Source organism: Massilia sp. P1_C10 (assembly GCF_056406475.1).
In genome coordinates, this window is sequence record NZ_JBFUAC010000007.1 from 206,610 (window position 1) to 225,996 (window position 19,387).

The 19,387-nt window shown below is 62.5% G+C and carries 18 protein-coding genes; 11 read left to right on the plus strand and 7 right to left on the minus strand.

Going from position 1 to position 19,387, the window contains the following annotated elements:
• Window positions 1–10: 10 nt before the first annotated feature.
• From otsB to AC1D02_RS16570, 3 genes are all read left to right on the plus strand, one after another.
• Window positions 11–769, plus strand: a complete 759-nt coding sequence (otsB, locus tag AC1D02_RS16560; RefSeq protein WP_477318788.1) for a trehalose-phosphatase — start codon at window positions 11–13, stop codon at window positions 767–769.
• Window position 770: 1 nt separating this feature from the next.
• Entirely contained in the window at window positions 771–2,573 is a 1,803-nt protein-coding gene (locus AC1D02_RS16565; protein WP_477318790.1) for a glycoside hydrolase family 15 protein, read from the plus strand.
• Window positions 2,574–2,767: 194 nt separating this feature from the next.
• Window positions 2,768–4,141, plus strand: coding sequence for a chloride channel protein (locus AC1D02_RS16570; protein WP_477318792.1), 1,374 nt, complete (start codon window positions 2,768–2,770; stop codon window positions 4,139–4,141).
• A 28-nt stretch (window positions 4,142–4,169) separates the two neighbouring features.
• Here AC1D02_RS16570 and AC1D02_RS16575 read toward each other — a convergent pair whose 3' ends face one another.
• The 3 genes from AC1D02_RS16575 to AC1D02_RS16585 are packed head-to-tail and all read right to left on the minus strand — an operon-like array spanning window position 4,170 to window position 5,087.
• Window positions 4,170–4,439: a DUF5985 family protein gene (locus tag AC1D02_RS16575; protein ID WP_477318794.1), complete on the minus strand. Its 270-nt coding sequence runs from the start codon at window positions 4,437–4,439 to the stop codon at window positions 4,170–4,172.
• Between the two features lie 5 nt (window positions 4,440–4,444).
• On the minus strand, window positions 4,445–4,702 hold the full coding sequence (locus AC1D02_RS16580) for a DUF5985 family protein (protein ID WP_477318796.1): 258 nt from the start codon (window positions 4,700–4,702) through the stop codon (window positions 4,445–4,447).
• Between the two features lies 1 nt (window position 4,703).
• Window positions 4,704–5,087 carry a hypothetical protein gene (locus tag AC1D02_RS16585; protein ID WP_477318798.1) on the minus strand — a complete coding sequence of 128 codons (384 nt, stop codon included), beginning with the start codon at window positions 5,085–5,087 and terminating at the stop codon, window positions 4,704–4,706.
• A gap of 587 nt (window positions 5,088–5,674) precedes the next feature.
• Between AC1D02_RS16585 and AC1D02_RS16590 the strand changes: the two genes are divergently transcribed.
• Together AC1D02_RS16590 and AC1D02_RS16595 are read left to right on the plus strand one after the other, a co-directional pair.
• A complete protein-coding gene (locus tag AC1D02_RS16590) occupies window positions 5,675–8,089 on the plus strand; it encodes a PAS domain-containing hybrid sensor histidine kinase/response regulator (protein ID WP_477318800.1) in 2,415 nt (804 codons plus the stop codon).
• Between the two features lie 559 nt (window positions 8,090–8,648).
• Complete coding sequence (locus AC1D02_RS16595; RefSeq protein ID WP_477318802.1) at window positions 8,649–8,858, plus strand: hypothetical protein; 210 nt, start codon at window positions 8,649–8,651, stop codon at window positions 8,856–8,858.
• Between the two features lie 58 nt (window positions 8,859–8,916).
• Here AC1D02_RS16595 and AC1D02_RS16600 read toward each other — a convergent pair whose 3' ends face one another.
• On the minus strand, window positions 8,917–9,705 hold the full coding sequence (locus tag AC1D02_RS16600) for a Crp/Fnr family transcriptional regulator (protein WP_477318804.1): 789 nt from the start codon (window positions 9,703–9,705) through the stop codon (window positions 8,917–8,919).
• Between the two features lie 435 nt (window positions 9,706–10,140).
• Here AC1D02_RS16600 and AC1D02_RS16605 point away from each other — a divergent pair, with 435 nt between their 5' ends.
• Window positions 10,141–11,040 (plus strand): CAP domain-containing protein, encoded by a 900-nt coding sequence (locus tag AC1D02_RS16605; protein WP_477318806.1) that lies wholly within the window; start codon window positions 10,141–10,143, stop codon window positions 11,038–11,040.
• A 183-nt stretch (window positions 11,041–11,223) separates the two neighbouring features.
• Window positions 11,224–11,556: a hypothetical protein gene (locus AC1D02_RS16610; protein WP_477318808.1), complete on the plus strand. Its 333-nt coding sequence runs from the start codon at window positions 11,224–11,226 to the stop codon at window positions 11,554–11,556.
• Between the two features lie 18 nt (window positions 11,557–11,574).
• Here the strand turns inward: AC1D02_RS16610 and AC1D02_RS16615 are convergent, their stop codons facing one another.
• The 3 genes from AC1D02_RS16615 to AC1D02_RS16625 form a co-directional block, all read right to left on the minus strand.
• Window positions 11,575–11,997, minus strand: a complete 423-nt coding sequence (locus AC1D02_RS16615) for a hypothetical protein (RefSeq protein WP_477318810.1) — start codon at window positions 11,995–11,997, stop codon at window positions 11,575–11,577.
• Window positions 11,998–12,029: 32 nt separating this feature from the next.
• Complete coding sequence (locus AC1D02_RS16620) at window positions 12,030–13,844, minus strand: putative bifunctional diguanylate cyclase/phosphodiesterase (RefSeq protein ID WP_477318812.1); 1,815 nt, start codon at window positions 13,842–13,844, stop codon at window positions 12,030–12,032.
• 64 nt (window positions 13,845–13,908) lie between these two features.
• Window positions 13,909–14,871 carry a methyltransferase gene (locus AC1D02_RS16625; RefSeq protein ID WP_477318814.1) on the minus strand — a complete coding sequence of 321 codons (963 nt, stop codon included), beginning with the start codon at window positions 14,869–14,871 and terminating at the stop codon, window positions 13,909–13,911.
• A gap of 498 nt (window positions 14,872–15,369) precedes the next feature.
• Here AC1D02_RS16625 and AC1D02_RS16630 point away from each other — a divergent pair, with 498 nt between their 5' ends.
• The 4 genes from AC1D02_RS16630 to AC1D02_RS16645 all read left to right on the plus strand — a co-directional run bounded on the left by AC1D02_RS16630 (window position 15,370) and on the right by AC1D02_RS16645 (window position 19,269).
• On the plus strand, window positions 15,370–15,846 hold the full coding sequence (locus AC1D02_RS16630; RefSeq protein ID WP_477318816.1) for a hypothetical protein: 477 nt from the start codon (window positions 15,370–15,372) through the stop codon (window positions 15,844–15,846).
• Window positions 15,847–16,503: 657 nt separating this feature from the next.
• Window positions 16,504–17,475: a GDP-mannose 4,6-dehydratase gene (locus tag AC1D02_RS16635; RefSeq protein ID WP_477318818.1), complete on the plus strand. Its 972-nt coding sequence runs from the start codon at window positions 16,504–16,506 to the stop codon at window positions 17,473–17,475.
• Complete coding sequence (locus AC1D02_RS16640) at window positions 17,468–18,238, plus strand: YaiO family outer membrane beta-barrel protein (RefSeq protein ID WP_477318820.1); 771 nt, start codon at window positions 17,468–17,470, stop codon at window positions 18,236–18,238. Before AC1D02_RS16635 ends, AC1D02_RS16640 begins: the two co-directional genes overlap by 8 nt.
• Window positions 18,235–19,269 carry a HEAT repeat domain-containing protein gene (locus AC1D02_RS16645; protein WP_477318822.1) on the plus strand — a complete coding sequence of 345 codons (1,035 nt, stop codon included), beginning with the start codon at window positions 18,235–18,237 and terminating at the stop codon, window positions 19,267–19,269. Before AC1D02_RS16640 ends, AC1D02_RS16645 begins: the two co-directional genes overlap by 4 nt.
• Window positions 19,270–19,387 lie beyond the last annotated feature (118 nt).

Genomic DNA, 19,387 nt, shown 5'->3' on the forward strand with positions numbered 1-19,387 from the left:
GAGGTAAACGATGATAAACCTGTTCGACGGCCCGCACTGGGAATTGCTGATCGCCCCTGGCGACGCCCTGTTCCTGGACCTCGACGGCACGCTGGTCGACCTGGCCGCCACCCCCGGCGCGGTGCGCGTCGCGCCCGACCTGGTGCGCGTGCTGGGCGCCTTGCAGCTGCGCCTCGACGGGCGGCTGGCGATCGTCTCCGGCCGCCCGATCGAGGAGATCGACGCCTTGCTGGCGCCGCTGGTGCTGCCGGCGGCCGGCGTGCACGGCATGCAGCGGCGCGGTGCCGATGGGGTGCTGCACCGCGCGCCGTTGCCGGCATTGGCTGCGGCGCGCGCCTGCGCGGACGCGCTGGCCGCGCGCCATCCGGGCGTGTGGGTGGAGGCGAAGTACGGCGCCCTGGCGGTGCATTTTCGCCAGGCGCCCGGCGCCGGCCCCCTGTGCAGGGCGGCGCTGGAACAGGTCGTACGCGAAGCGCCAGAGTTGCTGCTGATGGAAGGCAAGATGATCGTCGAGGTCAAGGGCGCCGGGGTGGACAAGGGCACCGCGATCCGCGACTTCATGGCCGCGCCGCCGTTCGCCGACCATCGCGCAGTCTTCGTCGGCGACGACACCACCGACGAGGCCGGCTTCGCGCTGGTGCAGGGCGGCGGCGGCATCGCCATCAAGGTGGGCGCCGGGCCCAGCGTGGCGCGCCACCGGATCGGTTCGCCGCCGGAGCTGCGCGGCGCCCTGGCGCAATTGCTCGACCATTTAACTCACTGGAACTGACATGCCCCCTCCCGCGTCCCCCTCCGCCGCCTCGCTCGATTGCGGCGTCATCGGCAATTGTGCGTTCAGCGCCCTGATCGACCGCGCCGGGCAGATGGTCTGGTGCTGCCTGCCGCGCTTCGACGGTGACCCGGTGTTCAACGCGCTGCTCGACGGCGGCGCCAGCGGCAGCCTCTGGAGCATCGACGTCGAAGACTTCGCGCGCAGCGAACAGGTGTATGAGCCGAATACGGCGGTGCTGCGCACGCGCCTGTACGACAGCGCCGGCCGCGGCATCGAGATCACCGATTTCGCGCCGCGCTTCAAGAGCCGCGACCGGATGTTCCGCCCGCTGATGCTGGTGCGCCGCGTGCGCCTGCTGGGCAGCCCGCTGCGCATCCGGGCCCGGCTACGCCCGCGCTTCGACTGGGGCCGCCTGGCGCCGGTGGTCACGCAGGGCAGCCACCACGTGCGTTATGTCGGGCCGCACCAGACGCTGCGGCTCAATACCGATATGTCGCTCAACTACCTGCTCGACGAGTCCTTTTTCGTGCTCGACCAGACAATCAATTTCCTGCTCGGTCCCGACGAGACCCTGGCCGACGGCATCGGCGACACGGCCCACGCCTTCGAGCAGGAAACGGTCAGCTACTGGCGTACTTGGAGCCGGCGCCTGGCCGTGCCGTTCGAATGGCAGGACGTGGTGATCCGCGCCGCCGTCACGCTCAAGCTGTCGCTGTACGAGGATACCGGCGCGATCATCGCGGCGATGACGACCAGCATCCCCGAGGCGCCAGGCAGCAGCCGCAACTGGGACTACCGCTACTGCTGGCTGCGCGATGCGTTCTTCGTCGTGCGCGCGCTCAACAGCCTGTCCGAAGTGGGCACCATGGAGGACTACCTGCGCTGGCTGCGCAACGTGGTGGCGCGCGCCAAGGGCGGCCACATCCAGCCGCTGTACGGCATCGGGCTCGAGGAACAGCTGCCCGAGTCGCTGGTCGAGCACCTGCCCGGTTACCGCGACCATGGCCCGGTGCGGGTGGGCAACCAGGCGCAGGAGCACTTCCAGCATGACGTGTACGGCAACATCATCCTCGGCGCCAGCCAGGCATTTTTCGACCGGCGCCTGTTTCGCCGCGCCGGCCGGACCGAGTTCGCCCAGCTCGAGGAGGTCGGCGAGCAGGCGTTCCGGGTGTACGCCGAGCCGGACGCCGGCATGTGGGAACTGCGCACCCGCGCGCGGGTCCACACCTCGTCGGTGCTGATGAGCTGGGCGGCGTGCGACCGGCTCGCCAAGATCGCCGCGGCGCTGGCGCTGGACGAGCGCGCAGCGCTGTGGGCCGGCCGCTCCGAACTGATCCGCGAACGGCTGCTGCGCGAGGCGTGGAGCGAGGAGCGCCAGGCCTTCGCCGAGAGCCTGGGCGGGCGCGACCTCGACGCCAGCGTGCTGCTGATGGCCGAGATCAATTTCATCGACCCGCTCGATGCGCGCTTCGTCGCCACCGTCGATGCGCTCGAGCAGTCGCTGTGCGACGGCCCGTATATGCGCCGCTACGAGGCGCCGGACGATTTCGGCAAGCCCGAGACGGCCTTCAACATTTGCACGTTCTGGCGCATCGACGCGCTGGCGCGGATCGGCCGCGTCGAGCAGGCCAGGGAGATTTTCGAGGCCATGCTCAAGGCGCGCAACCATCTGGGCCTGCTGTCGGAAGATACCCACCCGGTCACCGGCGAGATGTGGGGCAATTTTCCGCAGACCTATTCGATGGTGGGCCTGATCAATTGCGCGGTGCGGCTGTCGGCGTCGTGGAACAGTGTCGTGTAATGGGTATCGGCAAGACACATTTGTACGAATGTTCTTTGTGTGCGACGCCTCTTGATGCAAAATAGCCGTACAGTATTGCGTTGATACGCGCAATGGTGTGACCTGAGTGTGGAGGGGTTCCGGCCTCTTTCTTCCGCCGGCGCTGCCGGCGGTTTTTTTATTGGATGAAGACGTTGCGGGCAGGGGAATCAGGCGTGGATGAGAGCGGGGAACAGCGGACGCGCGAACGTGCCGCGCGCCGGATCGCCGCCTTCCGCGAGGCGCGCGACGGGCACCGGATCGGGCCGGCGCTGCGCCGCGAAATGTCCGACTGGCGCCTGTGGTGGGCGCGCGCGGTGGTGGTGCTGGTCGCCATCCTCGCCGGCTTGACCGTGGTTGGCTTCACCTGGCTGACCGAACATGCGCTGGCACTGTTTTTCGCCGGCCGCGCGCGCTGGTGGTGGGCGCCGCTGGTGTGGACCCCGCTGTGCACGGCGCTGATCGTCTGGTGCACGCGGCGCTTTGCCGCCGGCGCCGGCGGTTCCGGCATTCCGCAAGTGATCGCCGCGCTCGACCCGGCAATGGAGCCGGCGCGGCTTGGTCGCTTTGTCTCGCTGAAGTTGTCCGTGGCGAAAATCGCGCTGACCGCGTGGGGTTTGCTGGCCGGGCTGTCGCTGGGCCGCGAAGGGCCTTCGGTGCAGATCGCCGCCGGCATCATGCTGCAGGCCCGCCGCTTCATGCCGAAACGCTCCGCGGTCAACGCCCACAGCCTGCTGGTGGCGGGCGGCGCCGCCGGCATCGCGGCCGCGTTCAATACGCCGCTGGCCGGGGTGATGTTCGCGATCGAGGAGCTGGCCCGTGCGCCCGAGCAGCGCAACAGCGGCCTGATCATCGCGGCGATCGTGCTGGCGGGCGTCATCGCCGTTTCGGTGCACGGCAACGGCACCTACTTCGGCGTGATCCATGCCGCCGTGATCGACATGACGCTGTTCCTGCCGGGGTTGCTGGTGGCGCTGGCCGCGGGCGCCGCCGGCGGCGTGTTTTCGCGCCTGCTGCTGGCGTCGCTTGGCGGGCGCGCAATGGACCCGCTGAGCCGGCTGCGCAGGCGCCACCCGGTCTGGTTCGCGCTGCTGTGCGGTGCAGCGGTGGCGGTGATCGGCGTGGTCAGCGGCGGCGCGGCGTTCGGCAGCGGGTACGCCTCGACCCGCGGCATGGTCGAGGGTACCGCCGCGATGCCGGCCATCTACGCCCTGCTCAAATTTCTGGCTACCTGGCTGACCACCTGGTCTGGCGTGCCGGCCGGGATTTTCGCGCCGTCGCTGGCGATCGGCGCGGCGATCGGCAACGATATCGCCATGCTCACTCAGCATGCGCAGGTTCCCGCGCTGATCGCCCTCGGTATGGTGGCCTTCCTGGCCGCGGTTACCCAGGCGCCGCTGACCTCGTTCATCATCGTCATGGAAATGGTCGATGGCCATGCCATGGTGCTCAGCCTGATGGCATGCGCGCTGGTGGCGACGGTGGTGGCGCGCGTGATCAGCCCGCCGTTGTACCCCGGCCTGGCGCGCCTGCAGCTGGCCTCGCCCTGAATGCGCCGTAGTGACCGGGCTGACCGCGCTAGTCGCGTCGCGGTGGACGAGGCCGATTCTTGTCGATGATCGCCATCAGGATCAGCGCATAGGCAAGCAGCCTGATCAGGTAATAGCCAGGCCGATCCTCGGTGGCACCGTTTAAAAAGCCCAGCATCAATCGATTGATTGCCTCCAAAGCGAAGGACATGGCAAAAAAGAGAAAGAAACGGTCGCGGGTAGTGCGCCAGAAGCGCAGGAAAAACAGGGCCACCACCAGCGAGAAGGCGCCGATAGCGCCGGAAAGCAGGGTATTCAATTGACTCACTCTTCCTCCCATATCAGTCCGTACAGCAAGGGCAGCAGCGCAACCAATGCGACCAGCAAGCGCAGGGTGAACAGGTCGCGCTCGATGAAGACCAAGCGATCGAGAATGAGCAGCGCGTTATTTACGAACATGCCGCTAAAGCACAGGCCACTCCAGAACAGCAAGCGGTGACCTTGTTTGACGTAGCTGCGCAGCAGCAGTACGGCGCACGCCAACGCCGTCAGCGCGCACAGGGAATAGACGATGGCGGCCATGTCAGGAATCCTTTCGCAGGACGAACGCGTCGACAAATTGTTGCGCTTTTTTGCTCATTTTTGAGTGAATCAAATTACTGACTCCGACCAGATTTTTTGCGTACTCGATCGCCAGGCGGTCGATGAGTTGGGTCAGCTCTTCCGATTGGGGCCGGTACCGGTACTGCCCCAATTGTTCGGCATCTGCCACGCCCGCCGCGGCCAATCCGCTCAGCAGGGACGCACCGACCTTGTCGCTCAGGTACAGACGCTGCGCCACTTGGGCCGCATCCCATGTTCTTCCAGGCGTGCTTCGCATCAAGAGCAAGGCCTCAAGGTAGGGAACCGAAGGAATGGTGAGCAGGACGAAGCGTTGAACATCGTCGGGAATGGAGAGTGCAGTCATCTGCCTGCCGTATATGCCGCTGACGCGACGGTGAACTGCGCGCGCTGGCCGCAACGCTGCGGGGCGCGCCGGCAAATCGCCGGCAGAAGCATATGGCAGATGAACGTTCGATGCATTCGAGCATTATACATTTGGACGAATGAATATGCACTGACGCGCCGATCCGCCTCCGTGCGACCGGCCACGCCGCACAGGGTCATACCGCTATTTGTGCGATCATCAAGTCTTGCCGTTCGCGCCGGGCGGCGGCGCTTGCGCTAGGCTGACATGAGTCGAGGATGGTGGTGGCTGTTACCCTGGGACGTCTCGCCCAGAGCGAGCTGACAGCAAGAGGTCTAGCGCTTTACGCCGTTATTGGCCTTCTTACTAGGCCCGGAGAACGTCGACATTACTCGAGTGCAGCTACGGAAGATGCACCCCGGTGGCGACCGTCGGCGGGCGATTGAGGGGCTGATGCCGCGATTTGGTTAAAAATGTAGTTATTATTTCGCCTACAAAGACTACTAGCATAGTTAGCAAAGAAAATTGAACGACTTCGGCAGTCCAGCGATGACAAATACGAAGTTCAGCTATACCGAGGAGACGGGATGGATCTACAGAAGTGCTTCGCGACTTCATCAGACGAAGGCCGGGTCATGGCGTCGCTGATCAACGCCCATGACTGGCAAAGTCACCCTTTAGGTGAGATTGCCATTTGGCCTCAGGCCCTGCGCAATTTCGTCTCGACCATGCTGGCGTCGCGTTTTCCAATGTACCTGGCATGGGGTAACGAAGGCTATTCGTTTTACAACGATGGCTATATTCCAATCCTGACGGACAAGCACCCGTTAGCAATAGGAGCGACCTTCGAAAATGTCTGGGGCGAGCTTTCGCCTGAAATACGAGCGTTGATCGATAAGACCAAGGAAGACAAAACATCGTACTTCCAGGACATGCCGCTGATGTTGCTCAAAAATGGCAGTCTTGAGCAGTGTTATTTCACGTTTTCGTACTCAGGCGTGAGAGGAGACAGCGGTGAAGTCGAGGGCTTTTACGCTGTGTGCCTGGAGACAACGGACGCGTTCCATGCCAAGCAAAAGCAGGTTAACGAAAACGAGCGCTTGCGCACCCTGTTTCAGCAGGCACCCGGTTACATTGCAGTGGTTTCAGGACCAAGCCATACCTATGAAATTGCAAACGACGCCTACCATCAGCTAATTGGTAACCGGCAGTTGATCGGCAAACCAGTTGGCGAAGCGGTGCCGGAACTGGTCGGACAGGGGTACATCCGAGTTTTGGATGAAATTCTTCAAAGCGGAAAAGCCTATTTTGGACAGGCAGAGCGCGTTCTTTTGCAACGCGGCGACGGCGAGCAACTGGAGGAGCGCTATCTCAATTTTATCTTGCAACCCATTGTCGATAGCTCAAAAAAGGTTTCGGGGGTCTTCATCGAGGGAAGCGATGTCACGGATGCAGTCAACGCCGCTGCCATTCTCAGGGCAAGTGAGGAGCGCCTGCGCCAGCTCGCCAATAACCTTCCGCACCTGGCCTGGATGGCGAACTCAGACGGCCACATTCATTGGTACAACAACCGTTGGTACGAGTATACAGGGACCACGGAAGAACAAATGCTTGGCTGGGGATGGCAAGCGGTTCATGACCCCGAAAAACTGCCGATGGTTGTCCAGCATTGGAAGGCATCTCTTGAAAGCGGCGACCCATGGGAATTGACTTTTCCCCTGCGCTCAGCAACCGGCGAATTTCGCACCTTCTTCACCCGAGCAGCACCCCTGCGCGATGAAGCGGGAACGATCGTGCAGTGGTTTGGCACCAACACAGATGTAACCGAAATCAAGGCTGCCGAGGACGAGCTGAAAGCTGCAAACCTGCGTAAAGACGAGTTTCTCGCAATGCTGGCGCATGAACTGCGCAATCCCTTAGCGCCGATTAGTACCGCTGCAGAAATTCTGAATATGGGGCGCGTTGACGAAGCCAGAGTAAAACAGACCGCAAGCATCATCGCTAGGCAAGTCACACACATGACGAAGCTAGTTGATGATTTGTTGGACGTTTCGCGAGTAACGCGTGGTCTGGTAACGATGCGAGCAGACATCCTAAATCTCAACGATCTGGTTGCTGACGCAGTTGAACAAATTCATTCTCAAATCCAGGCAAAAAAGCACCAGCTAATCGTTCAAACGGCAGATGAGCCGTGCTACGTCAAAGGTGACCGGACGCGATTGATCCAAGTTATTGCCAATTTATTACATAACGCGGCTCGGTACACGCCGACAAACGGCCACATCGTGCTTCGCGTAACGGCGCAATTCGGCGCGGTGGTCGTATCTGTAACCGACAACGGCATTGGCTTGGCGCCGACACTCACCCCGCACATTTTTGAGCTCTTTACCCAGGGTGAACGATCGTCAGACCGGGGACAAGGTGGGCTTGGATTGGGACTTGCATTAGTCAAGAGCCTAGTCGAGCTGCATGCTGGGTCAGTCAGTGTCACCAGTGAAGGTGTGGGGAAAGGCAGCGAATTTGTTATACGGCTGCCTCGCGTCACTGAAGCAGGGCATTTGCGTCAAGTGTCTGGCGAATCGCCCACTGCGCAGCAAGCCCAGACGGGACTTCCGTTGATGGTTGTTGATGACAATGAGGATGCCGCTCAAATGCTGGCCTTACTGCTGGAGACCCTTGGGCATCAGGTATGGGTCGCTAATGACGGTCATGCCGCTTTGGTAACTGCACAACGGGCCGCACCGTCGATACTGTTTCTCGACATTGGCTTACCTGATATGGATGGTTATGAGTTGGCAAGGCGGCTACGGCAGGCAAAGGAAACGGCTTCATCAGTGTTGGTGGCAGTAACTGGATACGGCCAGCCAGAGGATAAGGAACGAGCCTTGAAGGCGGGGTTCGATCATCACTTGGTGAAACCGGTGAAGATGAGCGCCGTCCAAAGCCTGCTTGAAAGCAGGAACCAGTTACCAGGTCAGCGTGATCTAGCTGGTCAAATGTAACGTTACACCGGAGTCCCGCTCCGGCGGCTTCGGGTCGAAAGCGGCCCAAGGGACGTCCGGTGTCGCTGCACGCCGATCGTCCGTTGGTTTGTTGCCGCCCGTGTAGGCGAACCTTGGAGGCGGAAAAATGGAGGGTAGGCTGGGGGGTAAGGAGCAATCAAGGACTATTTTTCATAGGGAGATTCTGCTGACACCCTCTCCGCCAAGTAGTAGGAAAAAAGCTCCCCTCGTGGGAGCTTTTTTTCGCCAGGCCGCTGGCTCACCTTGGTTGCTGAACTTGGAATGCGTGGAAAGGGGATCTGCTGCTTTTGCTGGGCCGTTTTGACGACTCCATCGCTATCCTGAAGTCCATTCCTCCGGACGGCCACAGTGAGATCACGGCAGTGCGAATTGAAAGACTTGCGCGAAACGGTGACACGCAAGTCAGGCTGTGGCGCCCTACGAGTTGGTAAGGGAGCACTGCCTCGCCTTTGCGAAGCAGGCAGCGAGCTATTTTTTCCCATGAAGCCCTGACGGGGACTATAGTGTTTAATATTGCCTTTGACCCTGGGGGGAAACCATGATCAAGTTCAATCCGCGGAAGGACCGCGAAACAGCTGCGCAAATCAATGCCGGACTGGCCGTGCAATTCCAGCTTGGCGATGAAGCCGCGCGGAAATTTCTGAACGAACTTGGCGTCAGGCGCGAGTTAGCCGACCGCGCCCTGACCGCGCCGGTCGATCAGCGCAGGGTGTTTACTGCGAATGTGGCTGTTGCAGGCGAACGCTGAGGCGGAATGCTGGCTTTTTCCGCTAAACGGTCTAATCCGAATGTGTCGCGGGGGCACCTCAAATTTTTCCCGGGGGCGCCAGTAGGCCGCCTGCCGCCTTCGCCACTTCGTAGCATTCGCCCGCTTGATGCTCGAGCCCAGCGCGGTTCGCTACCAGAATGATGCCTCTGTGACATTCGATTAATCCTGCGGCCTGCAATTTTTGTGCTGCGGCCGTGATGCTTTCACGGCGTACGCCGAGCATTAACGAAATCATCCCTTGAGTGACCTTCAGCTCGTTGGACTCCGAACGGTCGACACGGTCGAGCAGCCAACGGGATAATTTTTGTTCGATCGACGCGTGAAGGCTGCTGACGGTGTTTTGCGCCAATTGCGCAAATAGCGCTGTCGAATACTGCATCAGAACATACGGCAAACCGCCGCCTTTGTTGAACGCTTCGCGCAGAAACGCCGTCCTCATGCGGAAGGCGTAACCCTCAGTCTGGACCGTCGCAGTGGTGGTCGATCGCTCGCCTAAAAACAGGCCCATGCCAACCATGCCTTCGCGACCGATCACCGCGATTTCAGTAGTCGCCCCATCGGCCATCACATATAAAAGGGCGGCGATTGCAGTCGTCGGGAAGTAAACGTACGGAGGTTTCTGACCTGGCGTGAACAGCTCCGCGCCGAACGGCAGCGAGACCAACTCCAGATTGTCGACAAGCGCGCGCAGGTCCGGCGAGGGCAGGGCGGCCAATATCTGGTTTTGTCTTGCATTGCAGCTGGTTCCGTCGTGATGACCAGGCGCACTCGATTTGCCGGCCGATTTGGCGACTCCAGAGCTGGTGGGTAATGAAACGTGGTCCATGGCGAATCCGCGTAACGTGGCTAAGTCATCATATACCCGTATCGCATAAATTGGACTTCTTGGTTTCGATATTCCGATATTTTTCTCGTCGGCGCGTGCGCGATTTCCTGCCGGTAGCGAACGCGCGCGCGACTGCCTGGACGTGGGCGGGCGAAAAATAATCGTTGCATCGTCATTGCGGATCCTTCCCAGCCTGGCTGACCTGGGGTCGCCACCAACTGGCGACGTTGCCCTGATACGACACATTCGCGCGATAGCGCCTTCGATACGGGACGCCCTTGGACCGCCCGCCGCAGCAACATATTGAAACGATTTCCTCCAGCAATCCGGCAGGCCCGCATGCTAACGTAGCGATTTGCTCAGCAGCAAGAGCCGCAACTCGCCGCACCTTGTTACAACACCATTGCCACGGATGTCACCTTGAAAAACCGTTCCATGAAATTCGCCCCGGCCCCGCTGCTGCGAGCCCTGCTGATTTGCCTGCCGCTGCTCGCCGCAACCACGTCGCACGCGCAAAGCCGCGACGCCCTGGCCGACCTGATCAACGATTACCGCGCCGATCCAGCGAGCTGCAACGGCTGGCGTGCCGATCCGGCGCCGGCGCTGACGCCGCATCCGGCCCTGGCGCGGGCGCGCGTTCCGCAAGGCGGCTACATCGACCAGTCGCTCGAACGCCTGGGCTACCCGGTCGCCGAGGCCAAGATCATTTACGTGTCCGGCGCGCGCACTGCGGACGCGGCGATGGACGCGGCCTGGGGCACCCAGTGCCGCGCGCTGTTGGGCACGGAATGGACGTCGGTCGGCACCGCCCGCAACGGCGACTCGTGGCAAATCGTGCTGGCGCGCGCGACGGCGGCGCCACAAGGTGCGCGCTTGTCGAATGTCCGCGGAGCTCGCGTGCCCGATCCGCGCGATACCGGCAAGCTCATCCTCGATGCCGTGAACCGGGCTCGCGCGACGCCACGCAATTGCGGCAATCGCCACTTCGATGCAGCGCGCCCGCTCAAATGGAATGGCTCGCTCGCCACCGCCGCGTTGGCGCACAGCAGCGACATGGCCAGGAAGAGCTACTTCAGCCACCAGGGAGCCGATGGCAGCGAAGTGTCCGATCGCGCAAAGCATGCCGGCTACCGCTACCTCGGCATCGGCGAGAACATCGCCGCGGGCCAGCAATCAGCCGACGAGGTGATGGCCGGATGGCTGGCCAGCCCTGGCCACTGCGCCAACATCATGGACCGCTGGTTCACCGAGATGGGCAGCGCCTACGCGCTCGGCGGCGGCGGCCGCGACAACAATCACCCGTATTGGACGCAGGTGTTCGGCACGCCGAAGTAAGGCGCCTCGCTGAAGGTTCGCGTCAACCGCTCACCGGTCCGCGAGCCCGAGCCGGCAGGCCTCCAGGCGCGCCGGCAGCAGCGTTGACGCCAGCGATCGCGAGCCGATAAACGCGAGCCCGGCGCACGCCGCAACAGTCACGGCGAAGTCCGCGAGCCCGCCCGCCACATCGGCGGGACGCAGGTGACTACGGACATCCAGAAATCGGTGGCCGCGCGAAGAAACGTCTACACTGAAAAGACGAGGCTGCTGGTGTCGCTTGCACTGGAGGGCAACATGAGTTCGGCCGCACAACTCTTCGATGCAGTTCAGCAGGAAACCAGCCTGCGCACCGACGCTGCGCTGGCGGAAGCAATCGGGATCGAACCGGCGAACCTGTCGCGCCTTCGCCATGGCTACCGCCCCGTCAGTGCCGGCCTGGTGCTACGCATTCATGAAATCACGGGGTGGCCGATTCGCCGGATCAAGGCCGACCTGGGCATGCCATGCCATGCCCAGGTGCCGATGCCGCCCTGAACGGAAGGCACCCAGGGCCTACTCCCGCGTCGACGGCGATTGTGCCAGGTGATGCAGCAGCGACGCCAGCACATCCTCCAGCACCTTGCGCGACGGCTCGTCGAGCAGCAGGATGTCGGCCAGCAGGCGCCGTTCGCGCGGCGGCAAGGTCTCGGCGGACGCATGCGCCGCATCGGCGGGCGGCGCCTCGTCGCCGAATCGCAACCACTGCGCCGATACGTTCAGCCAGGCGGCCAGCACGTGCAGCTTGTCTTGGGTCGGAATCGAATCGCCCTTGAGCCATTTTCTCACCGCGAACACCGTGACCGGCGCCCGCGGCGCTCGTTTGTTGAATTCCATCAGCACGTCGCCGGGGCGCGGCGAGCACCCGTTCGCTTCCATCGCATCGGCCAGCCTGCGCGCAAAACCCTGACGCTCGTTGGTGGCCGCAATTTGCCTCATGAACCGTTCCCACAAGCTCGTTTTGGCGCCCGTTACTCGGCTGCCAGCGCTGCACCGGCACGACGGAGCACGAGCAGGAACTGCTGGTTCGGCATCGCGTGGCCGAACAGGAATCCCTGGAAATGGCCGCACCCTTCCTGCGCCAGCAGGTCCCGTTGCGCCTGCGTCTCCACGCCTTCCGCGATGACTCCGATGCCCAAGTTGCTCCCCAGCGCGATAATCGAGCGCACGATCGCGGCGTCGTTGGCATTGCTGAGCACATCCCGCATGAATGAACGATCAATCTTCAACTGATCGAGCGGCAAGCGGCGCAGGTACGCGAGCGACGAATAGCCGGTACCGAAATCGTCGAGCGTGAAGGTCACGCCGATCGCCTTCATGGCGTCCATTGTGGCGACCGCGCTGTCGGTATTCGAAAACAGCAGGCTTTCAGTCAGCTCCAGTTTAAGTCGGCGCGGGTCGGCCCCGGTGTGCGCAAGGATGCCCGCGACGGTCGACAGGAATCCGGGCTCGACAAATTGATGCGCGCTGACGTTGACCGATAGCGACAGACCGCGCGTTTCCGGCGCCCCGGCCCATTCGGCCAACTGGGCGCACGCCGTCGCCAGGACCCAGTTGCCGATCTCCTGGATCTGGCCGCTCGCTTCCGCAGCCTTGATGAAGGCCGATGGCAGCACCAGGCGTCCGTCCGGCAGGCGCCACCGGATCAGCGCCTCCGCGCCCGCAATGCGCCCGGCCGCATCGACCTGCGGTTGAAAATGCAGCACGAACGCGCGCGACGTCAGCGCCTGGCTCAGGTCGGATTCGAGCTGCTGCTGCGCGACGATTGACGCTTGCATCATCGGGTCGAAAAAGCGCAGCGTGTTGCGGCCGGCGGCCTTGGCCTGGTACATCGCCGCATCGGCCTTCATCAACACCGATTCGGTGGTGTCGACCACGCCGCAAAACAAGGTGATGCCGATGCTGGTCGAAATCGGATGGGATTCGTCGGCCAGCAAGATGGGTGCGACCATGTTGCGCAGGATATTTTCGGCGACCGATTCGGCGCGCCGCGCCGCGTCCTCATAGGTCGTGTCGCCCGGATCGAGCAGCACGACGAACTCGTCGCCGCCGAGCCGGGCCACGACATCGGTCTCGCGCACGCTGTTTTCGAGCCGGCGCGCGACGGCCCGCAACATCGCGTCGCCCGCCGCGTGGCCCTTGGTATCGTTGAGCTTTTTGAAGTTGTCCAGGTCGCAGAACATGACGGCGCCGACGCCGTGGTTGCGCACGCTTTTCAGCAGCGCCTTGTGCAGGCAGTCGAGCAGGGTGGTGCGATTGGGCAGCTCGGTCAGCGGGTCGAAATACGCCAGCCGGAACATCCGGGCTTCATTCTTCTTGCGTTCGCCCACCTCGTCGCTGGTGACCAGGATTTTCGCGCCGCCGCCGTTGCGCGGACTCGGCACGATCATGCTGCAGTGCGATTCGGTCTCGACGATGCTGCCGTCCTTATGCTGGTGCCGCAGTTCGCCGCACCATTTCCCTTCGCGCTGCGCGCGTTCGCACGCGTGCGCGAAGCCGTCGCCGTCGAAGCCGATCAGGTCGACGGCGCGTGCACCGACTGCCTCCTGCGCCTTCCAGCCGAACAGCCGCTCGGCGCCGCCGTTCCAGTAGCAGACCCGCTGCTCGATGTCGAGCACGAAAACCGCGTCGCGCGCCTGGTCCAGCAGCGCCGCACGCTCTTCCACGGGCAGTGCCGGCATGGGCACGCGGGTGTCGTTGGCGACATATTCCCGCAGCGCGACCGCGTTGCACGCCGGGCGAGCCGGGAGTGCGGCGCCGGATGGTTCGGGCGGTTGGATGTCCATGACGTGTGGCGCCGGTCAAGCGCAAGGTGGAAGCCGGAGCAGGGCGCCCATGCGTGTCGCCGCCTTACTTTCGCCGTGTCGCGCACAGCCAGACCGCGGCGACGCGGTCGAGACCGGGTTGCGGCGGCGCATCGAGCAACTCGCCCGAAATGTCCGGATCGATCTCGTCGTAGGTCCAGCTGAAGGCGCCGGCGCGCAAGTGCGGCGCGAGCGCCTCGTGGAAGCGGTCAACGCCCTGGACCACGGCGACTTTTGCCTGCAGCATCAGCGTTCCCTGGCAAGCGAGGTGTTCGATGGCGCTGATGATCATGCCGATCGACAGCGGTCCGCCATTGCACAGCCACGCGGGGTTGGCGACGATCAGGTCGAACGGTCCGGCGCCGTCGTTGATACCGGCAAAATTGACCGCGCGGACATTGCCGGTGCCCGCCATTCGCGCGTTGATATCGGCGAAGGCCAGCGCGGTGGCGCTGCCGTCGATTGCAAACACTTCGGCGCCCGGCTGGAATTTCGCCACCGTGACCGCGCCCGCGCCGGCGCCGCAGGCCAGACACGCGGCGCGCCCCACCTTGCGGCTAAAGCGCGGCAGCGCGGCACGCAGCGCGCGCACGAAACGAAACTCGCCAGGTCCGAAATCGACGCGGGTCTCGCGCTGCTCCTGGTGCACCGAGTGCAGGTACAGGTCGCCATGCACCGAAACCGCACGGACCGAGCTGCGCAGCATCGTCCGGTTGGCGTCGACGATTTGCGCTGCGTGCATCAGCTTGAGCAGCCTGGGATCGGGCAGCGTTGCGGCGAACGGCCGGTTCCAGCCGAAAATGGCGGCGATATCGAAGGCGCAGGCATTTTCCGGCCGCGCGTTGACGGCGCGCTGGGTTGCGCCGGAGACAGGGGCGAACCGGTAGCCGGCCGCGTGCAGGGTGCGGCCGAGCTTGCAGATCGCCCGGCGCCGGCGCTCGGAGGCCAGCGCAACCGGCGGCGCATATAGCGGGCGCTGGGCATGGATCGAGTGGATTGTCGCGGACATAAGCGTGATCTCATGAATTGGGCAGGGACGCGGCGCGCCCCCGCTTTGTTGGCACGGCGGGCTTTATGCGGCCCGCATGAAATTAATAATACATGAGGAGCCCGGATAAGCCAACTGACAATAAAATTTAGTCTGTAACCGTCGGACATTCTAATTTCCTATTCCTAATTAATTCCTTTCGTCACCAATAGGAACTAATACTTTATCAAGGGGTACCAATAGTCTATACCAATGATCTTCTTGCGCCGACGGTAGATTGTATGCCTGAGCAAACTTCATGCGACTCCTCGCTTTGTCGCAAAAATGCAAAATGCATGTTGTAAGAACTGGTTTTCCGTGCCTATAATTCAGCCAACAACAAAACTGACGAATCGTGTTATATGGCAATTAATCGTTAATTGTCGCTGCTCTTGAGGTTTTATTGTGATCGTCGTTTTCTCGGATATTGAATGTCGTTTGTCGGTGCCTTGCATTACCGTCGCAAGCCGGGAACACCTGATGAACAAAGATATTATGCCGTCGGGTGTCCGGATATCGTCCGCGTGGAAAGGAGATATCGATCAATTAGCCCGGCAAATACGTAATTCGCCATTCTGGTGCCGCCTGCTGCTTACGGAAGTTCCGCATGAGAGTCCTTTAATCGCCGGTAATTGTAGTCTGGCCGGCGCATTGAAGAAATCGCTGCGCTTCGATTTTCTCGCTCCGCAATTGCACATCGCCCTTAACGAGCTGGCCGATATCCGGCGCTTGCTGTTCTTGATTGCAATCCGCCAGAATTTCAAACATATCCCGCAATTCGAGCGCGCCAGCAAGGGCCGCTACGTGTATCCGCTGGCGCAGGCCTGTGCCCTGAACTGGACTCGCCGGCCAAGCTGGCGCGCTGCGTCACCAGCGGCATGCTCGAGCCTGTCTGCGCCCCGGCTTGCTGGGCTGGCGCAATTTCTCTTTGCATCTGATCGGAGGGCTGTTATTTGAGATCATCATGCTCTTTTTTGATTGTCGCTTGTACCTGACCGTTATTCCTGCAAGATAACGCGGGCATCGTGCTGGGTATATCACTGTTTGTAGATCTGGTGTATGCGCTTTGCCTGCGGGTGATATTTTCTTTTTATTCGCTGCTGATCTCTGAACGCCAGCGCGGCGCCGCCTTTTATTTTCTCTACAATTCCGTCTATCCGATGTCTACGTTTTGTTTCGGATTTAGGGCGGTGTCGGCATATTGTAGATAATCGTGAATCGCGCTCATCTAGATCCGGCAGCGGCGCGGTGGTAGTGCTCGCGCCTTGATAATAATTTCTTTGCACGCCAATATTGATTTCCTCGCTAAAACTAGCAAAAAAATATCCTGCTGAGTGGCGCTGGAACGACAGAAGAGCTTGGCTTATGCACAAAGGGTAGTTTAAGCTGATTTAAAGCCTGCGTAGTTAGCCGAGGTATTGCGGCCGGATAGGGAGAAGCTTAGAAGAACTATTATCGAAGATTGATTGAGGGTCGCGCTAACCGGAGCGCGTCTTTTACCGCTATTTGATTTCCCGACGCTAGTATTGTTGCGGCCAGCGCCGCCGCGCGGGATTCTTGCGCCCTGAAGATCGCATTCTATTTTAGATTTTGATGTCAACTGTGGAGAATCGCATGAATACTTATCTGATCACCGGCGGTGCAGGTTTTATTGGCTCGCATCTTGCAGAATCGCTCCTCGCCGACGGGCACAGGGTTATTTCGGTCGACGACCTGTCGACCGGTTGCGCCGATAATCTGGAGACCTTCCGCGATCACCCTAACTTCGAATTGATCGTCGACTCGATCATGAACCACGAGTTGATGGCCGAACTCATAGATCGCGCCGACTATGTGTTCCACCTCGCCGCCGTGGTCGGGGTCAAGCGGGTGCTCGAGAGTCCCATCCGTACGATTCAGAGCATCGTTCAGGGTACCGATATCATCCTCGAATTGGCCAGCCAAAAACAGAAGGTCGTGTTCGTCGCCTCGACGTCCGAGGTCTATGGAAAATCCACCGCGCTGCCGTTTGCCGAGGCCGGCGACGTGGTTCTCGGCGGCACGTGCAAGGGACGTTGGTCGTATGCCTGCGCGAAGGCCATCGATGAGTTTCTCGCGCTGGCCTATCATCGCGAACGCGGACTGTCGGTGGTGGTGGGGCGCCACTTCAACACGGTGGGCCCGCGGCAAAGCGCCCGCTACGGCATGGTATTGCCAAGATTTATCGCACAAGCCGTCGCCGGTGAGCCGGTCACGGTGTACGGCGATGGCCAGCAGCAGCGCTGCTTCTGCCATGTGCAGGATGTAGTGTGGGCGATCAAGCGCCTGATCCGCGAACCGCAGAGCTACGGAAAAGTGTTCAACATCGGCTCGTCGGAGGAGATTTCCATCGTGGATCTGGCGCGGCGGGTCAAATCGCGCACGCACAGCGATTCTGAAATCGTGTTCGTGCCTTACGACACCGCCTATCACGACGACAATTTCGAGGACATGCCGCGACGCATTCCGGACTTGCATCGCCTGCACGCGGTGGTCGGCTCCAAACCGCTGGTGCGCCTGGACCAGATCATCGATCAAATGGCCGAGCATCATCTTGCCCATGTTTAGAACTCCCTCCCTCGGCCAGGCGCTTGCGCTTGCGTTCGCCGGCTGCGGCGCCGCGGCGCAAGCGCAGACCGTATGGTCGCTCGAAGGCGCCGCGGAGCGCGCCCGGGTCACCATCGGCGCCCGCGAAGACTCCTGGGCGACCAATCGGCTGCAGCTGAGCGCGCGCACGGCGCCGGCGGCCGGCTGGTATGTCGCGGCGGAAAACCAGCGGCGCGCCGAGGACACCGATACCCAATTGATTGGCGGCCTGTTCGGCCGCAGCGGGCCGTGGTTGTGGTCGGGACAAGTCTCCGTCGCGGCCGATCCCGGCTTTTTGCCGCGTTACGCCATCGAACCGCAGGTCGGACGGCAGTTCGGCACGCTTGCTCTGCAGGCCGGGGCGGTCTACCGTTCGTTCGCGAGCTCGCGCGTGCGCATCGGCACGTTGTCGCTGACGGGCTACCAGGGCGACAGCGAGCTCGAATTCAAGTTGGCATACGGGGATTCGCAGCCGTTCGACCGTCACATCCGGGTCGCGACCCTGCGCGGCCTGTGGCAACCGGCCAGCGCCTGGAGCCTGGGCGCCAGCCTCAGTGCCGGGCAAGGGCTGTACGACAGCGCCAACGTGCCAGGCGTGCAAGGCAACCATGGCCAGGTCATCAATGCCAATCTGCGCTACCGTATGGCGGCGGGGTATAGCCTGCGTTTCGATGTGACCGACGGGCGCGAGAATCCGTCGTTCCGGGAGCGGCGCGTTGGACTGTCGTTAAGGAAAATATTTTGAACTCCGCCTCGATCCTCCCGGGCGCCTTGATCGCCGCTGGCGTCGCGTGGACTGTCCTGGTGGCGTTCGTGCTGCTCGATCGCGTGCGGTTCGACCGGCGCGAGCGATTGCTGGCCACGGCGCTGCAGGGCGGCCGTGAAGGCGACGCGCAGCTCGAACGCGTGCTGCGCTGGACGTCGACCGGGACACTGGCGCAGATGGTTGTCGATTCGGCGCGACCAGAACGGCTGCGGATGCATGCGGCGCGGCGCCTGCACGCCCGCTATGGCGCCGTGGCCCTGGCACGGGTTGCCCGGCGCGGCCAGTGGTTCAGCCGGCGCTGGCGCCGCGTCGTGGCCTGGCATGTGTTGTTCCGCACGCGGCCAGCGGAACTTCACGCTCTGCTGGGCAAGGCGCTGGTCGACGGCACGCCTGCGTTGCGGGAGGCAGCGGTGGTCTTGCTCGGCGCCATGCGAGACCGCAATGCGGCGGCCATCCTGGTCGAGGCGCTGCGCCGCGGCGCCTGTGCACCGGCCTGCATTGCCATGCAACTGGACCGTTTCGACGCGGCCGTGAAGGATGAGATCCTGTCGCCGCAGCTTGACGCCTCCGCGCCCCTGCTGCGGTACTGGGCGATCCGGCTGCTGTCGCACGAGTCGAACATCGGCGAACTGGCCGTGCGCCTGGGCGCCCATGCGCTGGATCCGGATGCTTCCGTCAGAAAAGCGGTGGCCCAGGCGATGGGCGACGTCGGCGGCCAGCAGGCGGCGGCGGTGGCGGTGTCGCTGTTGGGCGACCCGGTTGGTTTCGTGCGCGCCCATGCGGTGCGCGCGCTGCAAAAAATGTCCGGCGCGCACGGCGAGGTGGCGCTCGGGCTGGTGCTCAAACCCTTCATGTCCGACCCGGACTGGTGGGTCCGCCTTGCCGTGCGCGAAGCGCTGGCGGCGGAAGGGGCCGCGCAGCCTGCTGCGGCCATGCGCGCTATCGCCGCGGCGGCGCGGGCGCCAGTGTCGGGCGCCACCCCGCGCGCGCACTTACCCGGAGGAGGATGACATGGACATCGCTGATGGTTTGCGGTCGCTCGTCGGCGGCACGCTCGGGGTCAGCATCGGATATTCGCTGCTGTTGTTCGCGGCGGTATTTGCGATGTGGATCGGATCGACCGTCGAA